Annotated in this window: 13 protein-coding genes; 4 read left to right on the top strand and 9 right to left on the bottom strand. The window is 62.6% G+C overall.

Translation table 11 applies throughout. The annotated features are described in order from the left end of the window. Positions 1-51 precede the first annotated feature (51 nt). Together tal and tkt are read right to left on the bottom strand one after the other, a co-directional pair. Positions 52-1,179, bottom strand: coding sequence for a transaldolase (gene tal / locus QMK22_RS02240; RefSeq protein ID WP_283496042.1), 1,128 nt, complete (start codon positions 1,177-1,179; stop codon positions 52-54). A 109-nt stretch (positions 1,180-1,288) separates the two neighbouring features. Then, on the bottom strand, positions 1,289-3,460 hold the full coding sequence (gene tkt / locus QMK22_RS02235; protein ID WP_502856848.1) for a transketolase: 2,172 nt from the start codon (positions 3,458-3,460) through the stop codon (positions 1,289-1,291). Between the two features lie 168 nt (positions 3,461-3,628). Here tkt and QMK22_RS02230 point away from each other — a divergent pair, with 168 nt between their 5' ends. Further along, positions 3,629-4,936: a helix-turn-helix transcriptional regulator gene (locus QMK22_RS02230; protein WP_283495993.1), complete on the top strand. Its 1,308-nt coding sequence runs from the start codon at positions 3,629-3,631 to the stop codon at positions 4,934-4,936. 94 nt (positions 4,937-5,030) lie between these two features. Here the strand turns inward: QMK22_RS02230 and QMK22_RS02225 are convergent, their stop codons facing one another. Together QMK22_RS02225 and QMK22_RS02220 are read right to left on the bottom strand one after the other, a co-directional pair. Then, a complete protein-coding gene (locus QMK22_RS02225; protein ID WP_283495992.1) occupies positions 5,031-6,518 on the bottom strand; it encodes an APC family permease in 1,488 nt (495 codons plus the stop codon). Positions 6,519-6,652: 134 nt separating this feature from the next. Further along, positions 6,653-7,027 carry a cupin domain-containing protein gene (locus QMK22_RS02220; protein ID WP_283495991.1) on the bottom strand — a complete coding sequence of 125 codons (375 nt, stop codon included), beginning with the start codon at positions 7,025-7,027 and terminating at the stop codon, positions 6,653-6,655. Positions 7,028-7,290: 263 nt separating this feature from the next. On the opposite strand from QMK22_RS02220, the gene QMK22_RS02215 reads away from it, so the two are divergent. The 3 genes from QMK22_RS02215 to QMK22_RS02205 all read left to right on the top strand — a co-directional run bounded on the left by QMK22_RS02215 (position 7,291) and on the right by QMK22_RS02205 (position 10,258). Beyond that, the gene (locus tag QMK22_RS02215; protein ID WP_283495990.1) at positions 7,291-7,878 is read left to right on the top strand and encodes a TetR/AcrR family transcriptional regulator; all 588 of its coding nucleotides are present in this window, start codon (positions 7,291-7,293) and stop codon (positions 7,876-7,878) included. A gap of 287 nt (positions 7,879-8,165) precedes the next feature. Next, positions 8,166-8,543 carry a cupin domain-containing protein gene (locus QMK22_RS02210; protein ID WP_283495989.1) on the top strand — a complete coding sequence of 126 codons (378 nt, stop codon included), beginning with the start codon at positions 8,166-8,168 and terminating at the stop codon, positions 8,541-8,543. 314 nt (positions 8,544-8,857) lie between these two features. Next, on the top strand, positions 8,858-10,258 hold the full coding sequence (locus QMK22_RS02205; protein ID WP_283495988.1) for a trimethylamine monooxygenase: 1,401 nt from the start codon (positions 8,858-8,860) through the stop codon (positions 10,256-10,258). An 81-nt stretch (positions 10,259-10,339) separates the two neighbouring features. Here the strand turns inward: QMK22_RS02205 and QMK22_RS02200 are convergent, their stop codons facing one another. The 5 genes from QMK22_RS02200 to hxlA all read right to left on the bottom strand — a co-directional run bounded on the left by QMK22_RS02200 (position 10,340) and on the right by hxlA (position 14,993). Beyond that, positions 10,340-11,329 carry an HAD-IIA family hydrolase gene (locus QMK22_RS02200; RefSeq protein WP_283495987.1) on the bottom strand — a complete coding sequence of 330 codons (990 nt, stop codon included), beginning with the start codon at positions 11,327-11,329 and terminating at the stop codon, positions 10,340-10,342. 41 nt (positions 11,330-11,370) lie between these two features. Continuing rightward, entirely contained in the window at positions 11,371-12,363 is a 993-nt protein-coding gene (locus QMK22_RS02195; protein WP_283495986.1) for a glucose-6-phosphate dehydrogenase assembly protein OpcA, read from the bottom strand. Continuing rightward, on the bottom strand, positions 12,360-13,916 hold the full coding sequence (gene zwf / locus QMK22_RS02190; RefSeq protein ID WP_283495985.1) for a glucose-6-phosphate dehydrogenase: 1,557 nt from the start codon (positions 13,914-13,916) through the stop codon (positions 12,360-12,362). Before zwf ends, QMK22_RS02195 begins: the two co-directional genes overlap by 4 nt. A gap of 46 nt (positions 13,917-13,962) precedes the next feature. Further along, positions 13,963-14,169, bottom strand: coding sequence for a hypothetical protein (locus QMK22_RS02185; RefSeq protein WP_283495984.1), 207 nt, complete (start codon positions 14,167-14,169; stop codon positions 13,963-13,965). 179 nt (positions 14,170-14,348) lie between these two features. Then, positions 14,349-14,993 (bottom strand): 3-hexulose-6-phosphate synthase, encoded by a 645-nt coding sequence (gene hxlA / locus QMK22_RS02180; RefSeq protein ID WP_283495983.1) that lies wholly within the window; start codon positions 14,991-14,993, stop codon positions 14,349-14,351. Positions 14,994-15,018: the final 25 nt, after the last annotated feature.

The raw sequence follows: 15,018 nt of genomic DNA, 5'->3' as shown, positions 1-15,018 counted from the left end.
CGGTCGGTGCTGGGTATCAGTGCTCAGAGTTCAGGGTTTAGGAGCCGGCGCTCAGTGGGTCAGTTCCTTGCGTGCGTTGACGAGGGCGCCGTCGACGTCGGCCAGGAGTTCCTTCCAGCTGGTCACGAACTTCTCCAGGCCCTCGGATTCGAGAAGCGCGACGACCTCGTTGTAGGAGATGCCGAGTTTCTCGAGCGCGGCCAGGGTGAGATTGGCCTGAGCGTAGGTGCCTGAGATCGTGTCACCGGTGACGACGCCGTGGTCAAAGGTGGCGTCAAGGGTCTTTTCGGGCATGGTGTTGACGACACCGGGTGCGACCAGTTCGGTCACGTACAGGGTGTCGGGGTACGCCGGGTCTTTGACGCCGGTAGAGGCCCACAACGGACGCTGCGGGAGCGCGCCATCGCCGGCCAGAACAGCCCAGCGTTCGGTGGCGAAGAGCTGTTCGTAGACCTGGTACGCGAGGCGAGCATTGGCAACACCCGCCTTGCCCTTGAGCGCCTGTGCCTGCTCGGTGCCGATGGCGTCGAGGCGCTTGTCGATTTCTGAGTCCACACGGGAGACGAAGAAGGAAGCAACTGAATGAATCGTGGCGAGGTCATACCCGTTTTGCTTGGCCTGCTCCAGCCCGGACTGAAAGGCGTGAATGACAGCGCGGTAGCGCTCCAGAGAGAAGATCAGGGTCACGTTGACGCTGATCCCTTCGGCCAGGGTGGCCGTGATGGCCGGGAGACCTTCGCGGGTTGCCGGAATCTTAATGAGGACGTTGTCCTTGCCGACCTTCTGGTAGAGGTTCTTGGCTTCGGCGATCGTACCGTCGGTGTCCCAGGCCAGCCGGGGGTCGACTTCGATGGAGACACGACCGTCGACACCGTTGGTGGCGGCGGCGACCGGCGCGAAGAGGTCGCAGGCGTCGGCGACGTCGGTCGTGGTGATCTCGAAAATGGTCTGATCGAGGCCGGCACCCTGTGCGGCAAGCTCAGCGATCTTTACGTCATAGTCAGTGCCCGAGGTGATCGCGGCCTGGAAGATCGACGGGTTGGTGGTCACACCGACAACGTTCTTCTCGTCGATGAGCTTCTGCAGGCTGCCGCTGGAGAGCCGTTCGCGGGAGAGGTCGTCCAGCCAGATGGACACGCCGGCGTCGGACAGTCGTGCGGTGGGGGTTGCGTTGGTCATGGCTTCTGCTTCTTTCTTGGGAATGTTCATGGAGAGTGAGCGTGTGCGGCCGGCGTCGCAGGAGAACCCTGGGGCCGTCTGGACGCCGGCCGCGATGCAGCCGAGAAGGCTAGTCGCCTGCTGCCGCGAGGGAGTCCTTCGCGGCGGCGGTAATTGCAGCCGTGGTGATTCCGAACTCCTGGAACAGGCGCTTGTAGTCGGCCGAAGCCCCGTAGTGCTCGAGGCTGATGGACCGGCCGGCGTCGCCGACGAATTCCTTCCAGCCCAGAGCCAGTCCGGCCTCGACCGAGACGCGGGCTTTGACGGCGGCGGGCAGTACGGATTCGCGGTAGGCGGCATCCTGCTTGTTGAACCATTCCACGCACGGCATCGAGACGACGCGGGTGGCGATGCCCTGGGCCTGGAGCGCCTCGCGGGCCTCAACGGCCAGCTGCACCTCGGAGCCCGTTGCGATCAACAGCACCTGCGCCGGCACGGTGGCACCGTTTTGAGAGGCCTCGGCCAGAACGTAGCCACCCTGGGCGACGCCGGCGGCGCTTCCGAAGGTGTCGCCCTGAGCCGTGCCTGCACCGCGGGCATAGGTCGGGATGTTCTGACGGGTCAGCACGATGCCGGCCGGGTTCTCGTGGTTCTGCAGTATCGTCTTCCAGGCTACGGGAACCTCGTTGGCGTCGCCGGGACGAACGACGTCCAGACCCGGGATGGCACGCAGGGTCGAGATCTGTTCCACCGGCTGATGCGTGGGGCCGTCCTCGCCCAGGCCGATGGAGTCGTGCGACCAGACATAGATGGACGGAACGCCCATGAGCGCCGAGAGGCGGATGGCCGGGCGCTGGTAGTCGCTGAAGATCAGGAACGTGCCGGAGAAGGCGCGGGTGCGGCCGTGCAGCGAGATGCCGTTCACGATCGATGCGGCCGCGTGCTCGCGGATGCCGAAGTGCAGCACCCGACCGTACGGGTTGCCCTTCCACGATTCGGTCGAGCGCGAGGACGGAATGAACGACGCGTTCCCTTCGATGGTGGTGTTGTTGGACTCGGCGAGGTCGGCCGAACCGCCCCACAGCTCCGGGAGTACCGGGCCGAGCGCGTTCAACACTTTTCCCGAAGCGGCGCGGGTGGACATGTCCTTGCCGGCTTCGAACACCGGCAGGGCGGCATCGACGCCGGAGGGAAGCGTCTTGGCCTCGATGCGCTCCAGCAGGGCGGCACCCTCGGGGTTGCCCGTCTGCCAGGCTTCGAAGGAGGCTTGCCATTCGCTGTGGGCTGCGGCACCGCGTTCGACGGCCGCTCGGGCGTGGGCCAGAACGTTTGGATCGATGTCGAAGGATTTGGCCGGGTCGAAGCCCAGGACCGACTTCAGACCGGCAACCTCGTCGGCACCGAGGGCGGAGCCGTGGATCTTGCCGGAGTTCTGCTTCTTCGGCGAGGGAAAGCCGATGATGGTGCGCAGCGAAATGATGGAAGGCTTGGAGGTCTCGGCCTTCGCCGCCAGGAGCGCGGAGTAAAGCTCCTGAACGTCTTCGATGTACTCACCCGTCTCGGTCCAGTCCACCCGCTGCACGTGCCAGCCGTAGGCCTCGTAACGCTTCAAGACGTCTTCGGTGAAGGAGATGTCGGTGTCGTCCTCGATAGAAATGTGGTTCTCGTCGTACACCACCACGAGGTTGCCGAGCTCCTGGTGGCCGGCCAACGAGGATGCCTCGGAGGTCACCCCTTCCTGGAGGTCGCCATCGGATGCGATGACCCAAATGGTGTGGTCGAACGGCGACGTTCCCGCGGCAGCATCAGCGTCGAACAGGCCGCGCATGCGGCGCTGCGAGTAGGCGAAGCCCACCGACGACGCCAGTCCCTGGCCCAGCGGGCCGGTGGTGATCTCCACACCGGCGGTGTGCTTGTATTCCGGGTGCCCCGGGGTGAGCGAACCCCAGGTGCGAAGCTCCTGCAGGTCTTTCATCTCCAGGCCGTAGCCGGAGAGGAACAGCTGGATGTAGAGCGTCAGCGAGGAGTGGCCGGGTGACAGGATGAAACGGTCTCGTCCCAACCAGTCCGGGTTCTTCGGGTCGTGGCGCATCAGCTTCTGGAAGAGCAGGTACGCGGCTGGCGCCAGGCTCATGGCCGTACCGGGGTGACCGTTACCGACCTTCTCGACGGCGTCAGCTGCTAGAACGCGGATCGTGTCGACGGCACGCTGGTCGTCGGCCGTCCAGTTGAGTGGTGCTGATTCAGTCGTTGACTCTGAACCTGTAGCGCTGGCAAGCGTCACATTTGCTGTCGGATTCACGATTCGTCCCCTTGATTCGGTCGTCGGCCGGTAGCGGCCGCACGGATGGTCTGTGGTTGATGTCCATCTTCACCAAACGAAAGGGTAGGGGTAACACTGTTTTCTGACGGTTCTGACTACACTTTCGGATTGGTCGGCGTCAGCATTCGCCGGCAGTAGGATATCCGCATGAGCATCGTCGCTGATCAGCCCCTGAAGGATTCCCTCGCAGTTCTTCCTGACCTGCCGTGGCCGCTATTGCAGGCGGTGGCGGCATTGGCCGATGCCTCGCTGGCGCAGATCGCGGAGCGCCTCCGCGACGCGACGCTCCCCTATATGGGAAGCAGTGCGCTAGTCATCTTCACCGAGGACTGCACCGGGCGACCGCAGAAGAAGGCTGGTGCGCAAGAAATCATCTCTCACGTCTCCATCACCGAACTCGAGGCGCTTCGCACTGTCCTTTCGGATGATGTGCCGTGGTTCGGGGAAGCTGAACTCGCCGGCCGGATCCGCCCGGTACTGGCCGTGAAATACTCCCCCAGCAATGCCATCCTTGTGCTCACCGACCCCCATCCGACCGGCCCGATGCACGACGCCGGGCTCGACGTGGTGAAGTATCTCTGGCGTCTTGCTGCGGGGCGGATCCAGGAGAGAGTGACGGATGCGCCGCCGTCGTACCTGCTGGAGTCGCGCGCGGCCTCAGCGGAACGCGTGCGCGTGACGGCCGAGCTGACCGATCTGCATTCCACGACCCTGGAAATTCTCCTGGCGGCCCTGCGCTCGTCTTCCCTGGACCATGCAGCAGCCCGCTCAACCGTCACCGGCCTCACCGCCAAAGCCCTGGTTGAGCTGCGCACCCTCAGCGACCGCACGACGGACTCGGTGAAAGAGCCCGTCGCCAAAGCATTCGAACGCCTCCGGGATGACCTGCGCCCGCTAACTCGCTTCAGCGGCATTGAGGTTGAATTCATCGAACCGCCGTTGAACGGACGTGCGCTACCCGGCGAGGTCGCCCACGCCGCCCGCGCGATCGTCCGCGGACTCGTGCTGGCCATGATGGAAGAACCCCACGTCAGTCGGGTACGCACGCAATGGGACTGCGACGGTGAAAACCTGCTGATCAACGTGCGCGACGACGGCCGCGGGTCACTCGACGCCGACGCGCCGAGCATCGCACGGCTCGACCGCCGCGTGCAGGCGCTCAACGGTCAGCTGCGGATGGATGTCATGCCGGGTTGGGGCGCCGACATTTTCGTCTCCCTGCCCCTGGACCTGCCGGCTCGCCCGTCCGAGGATGTCGCCGAATGGAATCTGGCCGCGCGCGAACTCGAAGTGCTGCAGCACCTCGCCGCCGGAGAGCGCAACCGCACCATTGCCTCAACGCTGGGCATCAGTGAAAATACGGTCAAGTTCCATGTGCGGAACCTGTTCAGAAAGCTCGACGTGGGTTCGCGCACCGAGGCCATCGCTCTGGCACACAGCCACGGTCTTCGGTGACGGATGCCGCCGGTGGCGGCGTAGCGGCGCAGAGCACACCGGGAGTGTCTCGGAATCAGTTCTTCCGAGACACTCCCCTGTGCCGTCTACTCGATCACCACATCGGGTCGGGAACCAATTCAGGGTCTGACGCATCGAGATCCGGTGCGCGCACGGGTGCGGCTGCGTTCTTGGATCGACTCGATTCGTGCTGGGAATAGAACCAGATGGGGATGTAGAGCGACAACACTATGAAGCCGACCCAGGTTGAGCCCCAGCCGATTTCCAAGCTGTTCAGGTAGACCACACCCACCAGGCACAGGGGCAGATTGAACAGGCCAAAGAGCATGGCGACATGTTTCCAGCCCTTGGGCGCTTTGAAGGGGCGTTCCAGATTGGCAAAGGAGGGATGGTTCTTGGCCTTGACATAGGCGAACAGGCTGATCCCGTTGGCAAAGGTGTATCCGATCGCGGCGGCCGCGAGAATCGCCGCCATTGATCCGACCGAGATCAGCACCATGTTGAACGCTGCGGTGACGAGCAATGCAACAAACGGGGTTCCGTGACGATTGGTCTTGCCAAAGAACTTGGGAAGATTACCTTCCGTTGCCATGGAGTGCATGGCGCGGGAGGAACCCAGGAAAGCGGTTTGAATGATCAGGATCATCGCGATGATCAACATCATGATGGTGAGCATGGAGCCGGATTCACCAAAGATTGCCTTTGCCACGGGTATCAGCGGCGATAGCGGCTCGGCTACGACCCCGTCAACACCGAGCACCCCGATCACGGCAGTCTGCACCAGCACATAAGAGAGGAAGCAGATAATGCCGACGGCCAGCAACGCCTTGGGCACGTCCTTGGACGGGTTCTTGTACTCGGGGCCGTAGATCGCGGCCGTCTCCCACCCACAGGCGCTCCACTGTGCGATCGCAAAGATACCGAACAGGATCAGGATGTGGTTCATATCCCAGGTCCAGTCCGCCGGCAACCAGTTGCCGGTGATATTGGCCAGGTCAACGTGTCCGGTGGCGAACGGCGCCACCGTCAAAACAATCAGCGGTATCAGCGACAGTGCTCCCAGGATGTAACCCAGGATGGCGCCGTCCTTGAGGCCGAACCAGTTCACGAAAGACAACAGGGTGAAAATCACCATGCCCGATATCAACGACAGCTGATACTCGGTGAATGTTTCGGCCAATACCGGAAACAGCCCGTGCAGGTAGCCGCCGATCAGGATGGCGAAGATTGCCAGCACCGGGTTCCAGGCAAACCAATAGCTCCAGGCACTGAAGCCGCCGATCAGCTTTCCCTTGTCGTACTTGCCGGTGAAGTTCTCGGTGCGGAAGATGTGCTGCGCGAAACCTGGAAGACCGGAGGCCTTGGGAAACGTGGTGGCCATTTCGGCGTAGGCGGCGTTCTGCATGAAGCCCTGCGTAACCGACAGGCCCCAGATCAGGATGGCAGCAGCGGATGTCCACATCGGCAGGTAGCCCAGGGAAGGCAGAATCAACAGGGGCACCCCCAATGCGATGGCCATGCCCTGCTTCCAGTCGATCGATCTTTTCAGATGATCGACTTCATCCGAACGATGTTCACTCATGACAATCTCCCTTGAATATCAATAGGTCTCTGATTTATTAGCGACGTACGGTATTTCTGGAATTTCTAAAATGGCAGTGAGAATGCAGCGCTCGGGCCAGTGTTCGGCTCAGCGGTGGACGTGACAAAAAAGCGTTAGAGTTCGAAGTACCTGAACGAGTGGGATTCCAAGCCTTCGGGGTTGGGGCCGTAAATGGTGAACATGTGTGCGTAGACCGGCGCCCAGTACCGACCGGTGCGGCCGGGATTCACGCGTGCTGAGTCACCGGGTTTCAGGATCACCGTCTTACCGTCGGTCTCGATGTGGAGTTCGCCTGCCAACAGGAAGTTCGTTTCGGTGTGCGGGTGAAAGTCCTCCCATCCGCAAGCCTCCAGCTCCCATTCCGAGAGGATGACGTCGTCCCACTCGCCCACGGGGTCGGCGTTGATGAACCGGCAGCGCAAGCGAGGCCATTCGTCTTTCATCGGCGTCATGGGCTTGGCCGGCCAGAGATCGAGCACGTCCATCATCGACGGTGTCGAAGGTTGAGGGGTGGTTGGCGCCATTGTCGGTAACCCTTTTCTTCAGTGGAGAATCTGCTTGGGGCATGCCTGAATAATCTCAATCACAGGGCAGCATCGCGTCGTGGGTCACTTCGCTGTCAAGACATTGTCATGGACAAATGTTCAAGTCAATGGTCCAAGTTGAAGAAATGGCACTTTTCGAGTGTCCAAACGAATAGTCTTTCCCCACCCTCTCTCGAATCGGGACGGTAGAAGCTGGAGCGTGCACCATGCGGATACCCGCAGCAGAACGTAAGACCCAGCTCATTGCAGCGACCGTGGAACTCATGAGACGCGAGGGCGTGCAATCGGTGACCATGCGAGCCATTGCCAAGGAGGCCAATGCTCCCCTGGCGACGGCACACTATTGCTTCAGCAATAAGGACGAGCTCATGGACGCCGCCGCCGAGGCCTGGCTGAAGAACCTGAACCGCTTTTCCAGCGATGTTCCGGTGCACCTCGGTCTTCGCAAGGCCGTGGAACAAGTGGCCGAGGGCTACTGGCGCTCGCTCGAGGAAGAGCCCGCCAGCCTGGTCGCTGAGTTCGAGCTCATCATGTGGGCAACGCGCAATGCCAGCTCAAGCCGGCTGGCAGCGAAAATCTACCCCGCCTACGAAGTCGAGCTGGGAGAGATGCTGTCGTCGGCCGCCGATAGCAGTGATGATCAGTGCCTCATGAGCATTCCGGCCCTGGTCAGGTGTTTTCTAATGATCTACGACGGAGCGGCGATCCAATATTTGACCGATCCGGTAGCCACGGACCACCGCGGGCTTTTCTTCATGATGGTTGATGCTCTCCTGACCAAGGCGGGGCTCTGATTTTTTTCAGGCCCGCAATAAATTCTCGCGACTTCAACTTGAACCATTGACTTGAACAGTTGTTCATGTGAAAGTAACTCCAGCGAACGTTGGTGACGTTCATTCCACCGGTAGACCTCGGAGCAGAGCTCGACCGGACCTCTCGAAACAATGGATTGTTCGGTCGCCAGCGCTTCTTCCCGGAGCCCCCAGCCGGGTTTCTGACTCGATCTCGAGCGCAGTGTCATAGTCCCAAAAAGATGGCCAAACCTGACCCATCTTCGCAAACACTAGTCACAGGAGAAACCATGGAAACCGTATTGGGCACCCTCACCAAGGCCGGCGCCATCTACAAGGTCGAAGGCGGCTACCTCGACCTTCCGAAGATGAACGAGCCCGGCTGCGACGCCGCCATCGGCGACTCCCTCTCCAACCCGGAAGGGTCGGTGATGAGCGCCGGATTCTTCGAACTCAAGGCATCCGAGCCCCTGGTGTACACCTACACCTACGACGAGATGAAGGTGGTCATCAAGGGCGAATTCATCCTCACCGACCAGTCCACCGGCGAAGTGACCCGCGCCACCGAGCGCGACGTACTCTTCTTCCCCAAGGGCACCACCGTCAAATTTGAAACCCCCGACTACGCTCTCGGGTTCTTCGCCGGCGACCGCACCTTCGCACCCTAACCACCATGCGGGGCGCATCCGCTCCTCATCGACCGGATGCGCCCCGCTGGATCGGGTTTTTGACCCCTGCGTCACGACGATGCAGCCGGCCTTTCGGCGCATCCATTTTCTGCCCGGGCACTGTTGCCCGGCGAATTGTCGACCCATTTTCTGGACCAGCTCAGGGCCGGATTGGCGCTCCCCTATATATACGTACGACAAGCACCACCCGCTACCGCAGTGCGGCATCAAACGGTCACTTGCCTCAGAGGTAGCGTCATTCATTTTCTGCCGCACACCGGCGGCCCGGCTATCTATTGGAATAGGAGAACAGCATGTCACTGCGAGTTGGAATCATTGGTGCGGGCCCCAGCGGGATGGCACAACTGCGAGCATTTGAGTCAGCCCGCCAGAAGGGCGCCGCGATCCCCGAGATCACCTGCTTCGAGAAGCAGGACGACTGGGGCGGGCAGTGGAACAGCAGCTGGCGCATCGGCCTGGACGCTCATGGTGAGCCGGTGCACACGAGCATGTACCGGCACCTGTGGTCCAACGGGCCCAAGGAGTGCCTGGAGTTCTCGGACTATTCCTTCGACGAGCACTTTGGTCGTGCCATCTCTTCCTTTCCGTCCCGCGAGGTTCTGTTCGACTACATCAAGGGCCGCGTGGAGAAGTCCGACGTGCGCAAGTACGTTCGGTTCAACACTGTCGCCCGCCACACCAGCTACAACGAGGTCACGCAGGAATTCACACTGACGGTCGAGGATCTCAAGACCAACCTCACCGAGACCCACGTTTTCGACAAGCTCGTGGTGGCCACCGGCCACTTCTCCGTGCCTTCAGTTCCCGAGTTCACGGGGATCAAGACGTTCCCGGGCGAGGTTATGCACGCACACGATTTTCGCGGCGCCGAGCGCTTCTATGGCAAGAACCTGCTCATGATCGGGAGCAGCTATTCTGCTGAAGATATCGGCATGCAGGCGCACAAGATGGGCGCCGCCTCCATCACGTTGAGCTATCGCTCGAAGCCCATGGGCTACGTCTGGCCGGAGAACACCGTGGAGCGCCCGCTCGTCACCCACTTCGTCGGCCGTACCGCACACTTCAGCGACGGCACCCAGGGTGACTTCGACGCCGTCGTGCTGTGCACCGGCTACCAGCACAAGTACCCGTTCCTCCCCAGCGAGCTGTCGCTGAAGTCCGCAAACGTGCTGTACCCGGCCAACCTATATAAGGGAGTGGTGTGGCAGCAGAACACCAACCTGTTCTATCTGGGCGCACAGGACCAGTACTACACGTTCAATATGTTTGACGCGCAGGCGTGGTACGCCCGCGACGTCATGACCGGAGCGATCGTGCTGCCGTCCCTGGCCGAGCGCGAGGCGAACATCCAGCTCTGGATTGAGCGCCTGGCCGCACTGCCGGATCATAACGCTGAGGCTGACTTTCAGACGGACTACCTGCGGGAGCTCATTGCCTCAACGGATTACCCTTCCTTCGACCTCGACGCTGTCTCCCAACTGTTCAAGGACTGGATGCACCACAAGGAAACGGACATCCTGGGATACCGGGACATGCTGCACCGATCCGTCGTCACCGGCACCATGGCCGCCAAGCACCACACACGCTGGCTCAACGCGATGGATGACTCCATGGCGCGCTACCTGAATGGCCCGTCGCAGGAAGTGGACACCAGCACGCCTGAGGCTGTCGACGATATCCTGGCCGCGAGGTAATTGCTGGCCCTCCCCCGTCCAGCAGGGCCGTACTCGGGTTGAGTACGGCCCTGCTGGGTGCGGAGAGTGGATGCCACGGGCCTAACGAGCGGTCGCGAAGGCTACCTGTGGTGCCGCCGCCGGGATCGCCTCGGGATAGGCAGCCCACCACGCAGCGCACGCGGCACGCCAGCTGTCGAGGTCATCCTCGCGTCCGCTGATGGTCACCATCGAATCGGTGACCGAGGCCACTGTCCGACCGCAGGAATACGAGACCCCGTCGAGCGTCACCGCCGGATACTTTTCGTAGAGCTCCCCGAGGGAGCCGATCAAATAGTCGGGGCGCTCATCCACCCGTGCTGCCAAGGCCGTGCGGACCGAGTCTATGCCCGTGAGAACGAGCGCTGTGGCCATCCCCGCGCGGTTCCCACCGAGGATATCGGTGTCCAGCCGGTCCCCCACCACAATCGCCCGCTCGAGACCAGAGTGACGAGCCGCGGTCTCGAAGAGGGCGGCCCCTGGCTTTCCCGCGACCAACGGTGACCTCCCGGTGGCCGCGGTAATCGCGGCCACGAGGGCACCGTTCCCCGGGGCGATCCCGCGCTCTTGCGGAAGGGACATATCGGTGTTCGTCGCAACCCAAACCGCACCCGCGCCCACCGCGTAGGCGGCCTCCGCCAGGTCCTTCCATCCCAGATCGGGCGAGAAGCCCTGAATGACGGCATCCGGTTGGGCATGGGCAGTGCCGACGACGTTGAGCCCTTGGGCTCGGACGGCGTCCACGAGACTCACGCTCCCGATGACCAGGATTGCCGACCCGGCCGCAACCAGTCCGGCCAGCAGCTCGGCACCGGCCAGGGCTGAACCGAACACCTGCTCAGCTCTGGCTGGAACTCCCAGCTCTCGGAGATGGGCCGCCACCTGTTCGGACGAGCGGGACGCATTGTTCGTCACGTAGGCGAGACTCTTGCCTTCCACGGCGAGCTGTTTCAGGGCCTCTGATGCCCCGTCGATTGCTCGCGGTCCGGTGTACACGACGCCGTCCAAGTCCGCGAGCACACCGTCGTATCCGTCTATCAACCGTTCAGTCATCATCAACGTCCTCCTGGATCGCTTTCGTTGTGGATTCAGGCCTAGACGGCGAGGAGAGCCGGACGATCCCGGTCATGTACTCGCGTGGGGGTGCCCGTCAGCGTCAGCTGGCTGTCCTGATATACCCGGGTGGTGCCCAGTCCACGAACCGTTTCGCCGAAGACCTCGTCGGGGTCCAGTCGGCGGAGTTCCTCGGCCAGGCAGAGCCGCAGGGTGCGGCGCGGCAGTGAGATCCGCTGCGCCGGCTGTCCGGGTTGAGTGAGTTCAGCCACCGACTGACCGGAACGAAACAGCACAACGTCCCCGGTTCCGCGGCAGAGCCGCACACGACGCATGCCCATCCCGGCCCGCGCAGCCAGCACGGTCACCGGAACCTGCAGGGACAACTCGAGCCACGCCGCCAGCAGCAGGGTGCTGGGGGAATCTGCAGCGCCTTCCACGGTGACGGCCGTGACAGGGGCGGAATCCACCTGGTCCAGTACGGCGGCCAGCTGGATCCGCCACGTGGTCAGGCGGGTCCAGGCGAGGTCGGTGTCACCGGCCCGGTAGGTCATCCGAATGTTTTCCAGGGCCTGCTGCGGGTTTTCCTCGTTGGCCGAGTCGGTGATCCGGCGGTGCGCCATGCGTCCGATCGACGTCTCGCCCGCGTTCTTGGGGGCGCCGTACGGCCACCAGGCCACAATGGGTGCGTCCGGCAGGAGCAGCGCGGACACCAGGGATTCGCTTTCTTCGGAGAGCTCACCGGCGCCGCGAAGCACGATCACTTCGGACGCGCCGGCGTCACCACCCACGCGGATCTGCGCGTCCAGGCGGGTCGGCGCCTCGGCACCGGCGTCCGCGAGAACGATGATCCGACAGGGGTGTTCCCGGCTGGCGTCGTTGGCCGCTTCGATCGCCTCCTCCTCGGAACCGGACTTGGTCACGACGACCAGGGTGAGCACGCGTCCCAGTGCGATCACCCCGCCCTGCTCGCGCAAAGACATGAGCCTCTTGGAAATCAGGGAGGTTGTGGTGTCGGGAAGATCTACAATCATGGCCGTCTCCAGGTTCGTCCATCGCGCGCGAGCATTGCATCGGCCGAGGCTGGTCCCCAGCTTCCGGGGGCGTAGGCCTCGGGCTGTTCGCCGAGGCTTGCCCAGTATTTTTCGAACGGATCCAAGATCTTCCACGAGTGTTCAACTTCTTGATGCCGGGGGAACAGCGGTGGTTCGCCGAGCAACACGTCCAGGATGAGCCGCTCGTATGCTTCCGGGCTGGATTCGGTAAACGAGTGCCCGTAGCCAAAGTCCATGGTCACGTCGCGCACCTCCATCTGCGTTCCGGGAACCTTCGAACCGAACCGGATCGTTGCACCCTCATCGGGCTGCACCCGGATCACCACGGCGTTCTGGCAGAAATCGTCCTCCCCGTGATCGCGGAACAGCAGGTTGGGGGCGCGCTTGAAAACGACGGCGATTTCCGTCACCCGGCGACCCAGCCGCTTTCCGGCACGCAGATAGAACGGCACACCCGCCCAGCGACGGGTGTGGATATCGACCCGGACTGCGGCGTAGGTTTCCGTCGTCGACCCGGCCGCGATACCGTCCTCGTCGAGGTAGCCGACCACCTTTTCACCGCCCTGCCAACCGCCGGCGAACTGCCCGCGTGCCGAATGGGTGGACAGATCCTCGGGAAGTTTGACCGCTGCCAGCACCTTTTCCTTCTCCGCGCGCAGGTCATCGGCGTTGAACGAGATGGGTTCTTCCATCGCCGTCAGGGCCAGCAGCTGCAACAGGTGGTTCTGAATGACGTCACGTGCCGCGCCCACGCCGTCGTAATATCCGGCCCGGCCGCCCGTGCCGATATCTTCGGCCATGGTGATCTGCACGTGGTCCACGTAGTTGGCATTCCACAGCGGTTCGAACAACTGGTTCGCAAAGCGCAGCGCCAGAATGTTCTGCACCGTTTCCTTCCCGAGGTAGTGGTCGATCCGGAACACCGCATTCGGCGGAAAAACGGTCTCCACGATGTCATTGAGCCGCCGGGCCGACTCCAAATCGTGCCCGAACGGCTTCTCAATCACCACCCGCCGCCACTTGTCGCCCTCGGCCTGCGCCAAACCATGCTTGCTCAGCTGGCGGCAGACCTGCTCAAACGCCTTCGGCGGGATGGACAGGTAAAACGCGTGGTTTCCCCGCGTTCCCCGCTGCTCATCGAGTTCATCGATGGTCTTTCCCAGCCGCTTGAACGCAGCGTCGTCGTCGAACTCACCCTGCACAAAACGGATTCCCTTGGCGAATTGGTTCCATACCGTCTCGTCAAACGGGGTGCGGGCGTAGGCCTTGACCGTTTCCCTGACCTCGGCGGCAAAATCGTTGTCGCTCCACTCCCGACGGCCGAAACCCACCAGCGCGAAACTGGGCGGCAGGAGTCCCCGGTTCGCGAGGTCGTACATGGCGGGCATCAGTTTCTTGCGGGCCAGGTCCCCGGTTACACCGAAGAGTACCAGGGAGGACGGACCCGCCACGCGGGACAGCCGGCGGTCGCGTGGGTCCCGGAGTGGATTAGACCCGGACCGCGCGCTCGTTTCAGCGTGAGTAGCAGACATCGTTGCTTCTAACTGTCGACGTGGCAATATGGTCCGCGACCGGCGGTCACGAAAGTGTCTGCTCGCGGGTCTCCCCGAAGGGGACGGTTTCGCTGAGCGCGAGGGTGTAGCGAAAAAAGTTATGGCGGGTGACCAGGATGCCGGCACACCGTTGGGGTATCTGCCGAAGCAGGGCCTCGGCATGGTCGAGCATCTCGTCGAGTCGGGTGGGAGGGGTGACGAAGACTTCCAAAGGCTCAGTGTGAGAGTGCATGATGAACAGCTTCCTTCCCAGTTTCTCGGGGTCTGAAAAATGCCAACCCCTCATCGTTGAGGGCGTGCTTTGCCCGGAATGTTCCCGTGCGTGGTGGTTCTTGACTCCGGCTTTGCGCCGACCTCGTACTGCCCGCGGTGCTGCTTCTCCGCGGGCAGTACGAGTAGGTCATCGGATGACTAGCCGATGGCTGCGAGGGAGCCGACGATGGCGTCGCGGAGGTCCTTGGCTGCCTGTGCCGGGTCGGCTGCGCTGTAGATGGAGCCACCAACGACGGCCACTTCGGCACCGGCACGCTGGACGGCCTCGATGGTGCTGAGGTTCACGCCACCAGCGACCGAGAACGGAACGCGGGCCTCTTCGCCGGCGCGGAGCAGACCGGTCAGGTCGTAGCCGGGCTTGGCCTGCTCGTCGAGGCCAGCGTGCATCTCGACGAATTTTGCGCCGAGAGTGCGGGCTTCCTTGGCGCGGGTGACCTTGTCTTCCACGCCGATGAGGTCGACGACGATGCCCTTGTTGTGAGCCTTGGCTGCCTTGACGGCGCCGGCGATGGTGGAGTCATCGGCGGTGCCGAGGATGGAAACCAGGTCAGCGCCGGCCTTGAATGCGATGTCGGCCTCGAGCTCGCCGGCGTCCATGGTCTTCATGTCAGCGAAGACGAGCTTGTCCGGGTGAGCGTTCTTGACGGCCGTGACGACCGCAAGGCCGGCAGCCTTGATCAGCGGGGTGCCGAGCTCAATGATGTCGACGTACTCGGCGACCTGGCCGGCCAGTGTGAGGGCGTCTTCGATGGTGAGCAGGTCCATTGCAACTTGGAGCTTCATGATGTTTTCTACTTTCTGTTGGGAA

Origin of the sequence: Cryobacterium sp. PH29-G1 (genome assembly GCF_030063365.1) — a bacterium.
In the GTDB taxonomy this organism is placed as follows: Bacteria; Actinomycetota; Actinomycetes; order Actinomycetales; family Microbacteriaceae; genus Cryobacterium.
Note: the sequence above shows the minus strand (reverse complement) of the source record. Positions and strands in the feature narration are given on the sequence as shown.

Excerpts from the sequence above, each read along its gene's own strand:
- tal (WP_283496042.1), bottom strand. The coding sequence starts at position 1,179 with ATGACCAACGCAACCCCCACCGCACGACTGTCCGACGCCGGCGTGTCC.
- QMK22_RS02230 (WP_283495993.1), top strand. The coding sequence starts at position 3,629 with ATGAGCATCGTCGCTGATCAGCCCCTGAAGGATTCCCTCGCAGTTCTT.
- QMK22_RS02225 (WP_283495992.1), bottom strand. The coding sequence starts at position 6,518 with ATGAGTGAACATCGTTCGGATGAAGTCGATCATCTGAAAAGATCGATC.
- QMK22_RS02220 (WP_283495991.1), bottom strand. The coding sequence starts at position 7,027 with ATGATGGACGTGCTCGATCTCTGGCCGGCCAAGCCCATGACGCCGATG.
- QMK22_RS02215 (WP_283495990.1), top strand. The coding sequence starts at position 7,291 with ATGCGGATACCCGCAGCAGAACGTAAGACCCAGCTCATTGCAGCGACC.
- QMK22_RS02210 (WP_283495989.1), top strand. The coding sequence starts at position 8,166 with ATGGAAACCGTATTGGGCACCCTCACCAAGGCCGGCGCCATCTACAAG.
- QMK22_RS02205 (WP_283495988.1), top strand. The coding sequence starts at position 8,858 with ATGTCACTGCGAGTTGGAATCATTGGTGCGGGCCCCAGCGGGATGGCA.
- QMK22_RS02200 (WP_283495987.1), bottom strand. The coding sequence starts at position 11,329 with ATGACTGAACGGTTGATAGACGGATACGACGGTGTGCTCGCGGACTTG.
- QMK22_RS02195 (WP_283495986.1), bottom strand. The coding sequence starts at position 12,363 with ATGATTGTAGATCTTCCCGACACCACAACCTCCCTGATTTCCAAGAGG.
- zwf (WP_283495985.1), bottom strand. The coding sequence starts at position 13,916 with ATGTCTGCTACTCACGCTGAAACGAGCGCGCGGTCCGGGTCTAATCCA.
- QMK22_RS02185 (WP_283495984.1), bottom strand. The coding sequence starts at position 14,169 with ATGCACTCTCACACTGAGCCTTTGGAAGTCTTCGTCACCCCTCCCACC.
- hxlA (WP_283495983.1), bottom strand. The coding sequence starts at position 14,993 with ATGAAGCTCCAAGTTGCAATGGACCTGCTCACCATCGAAGACGCCCTC.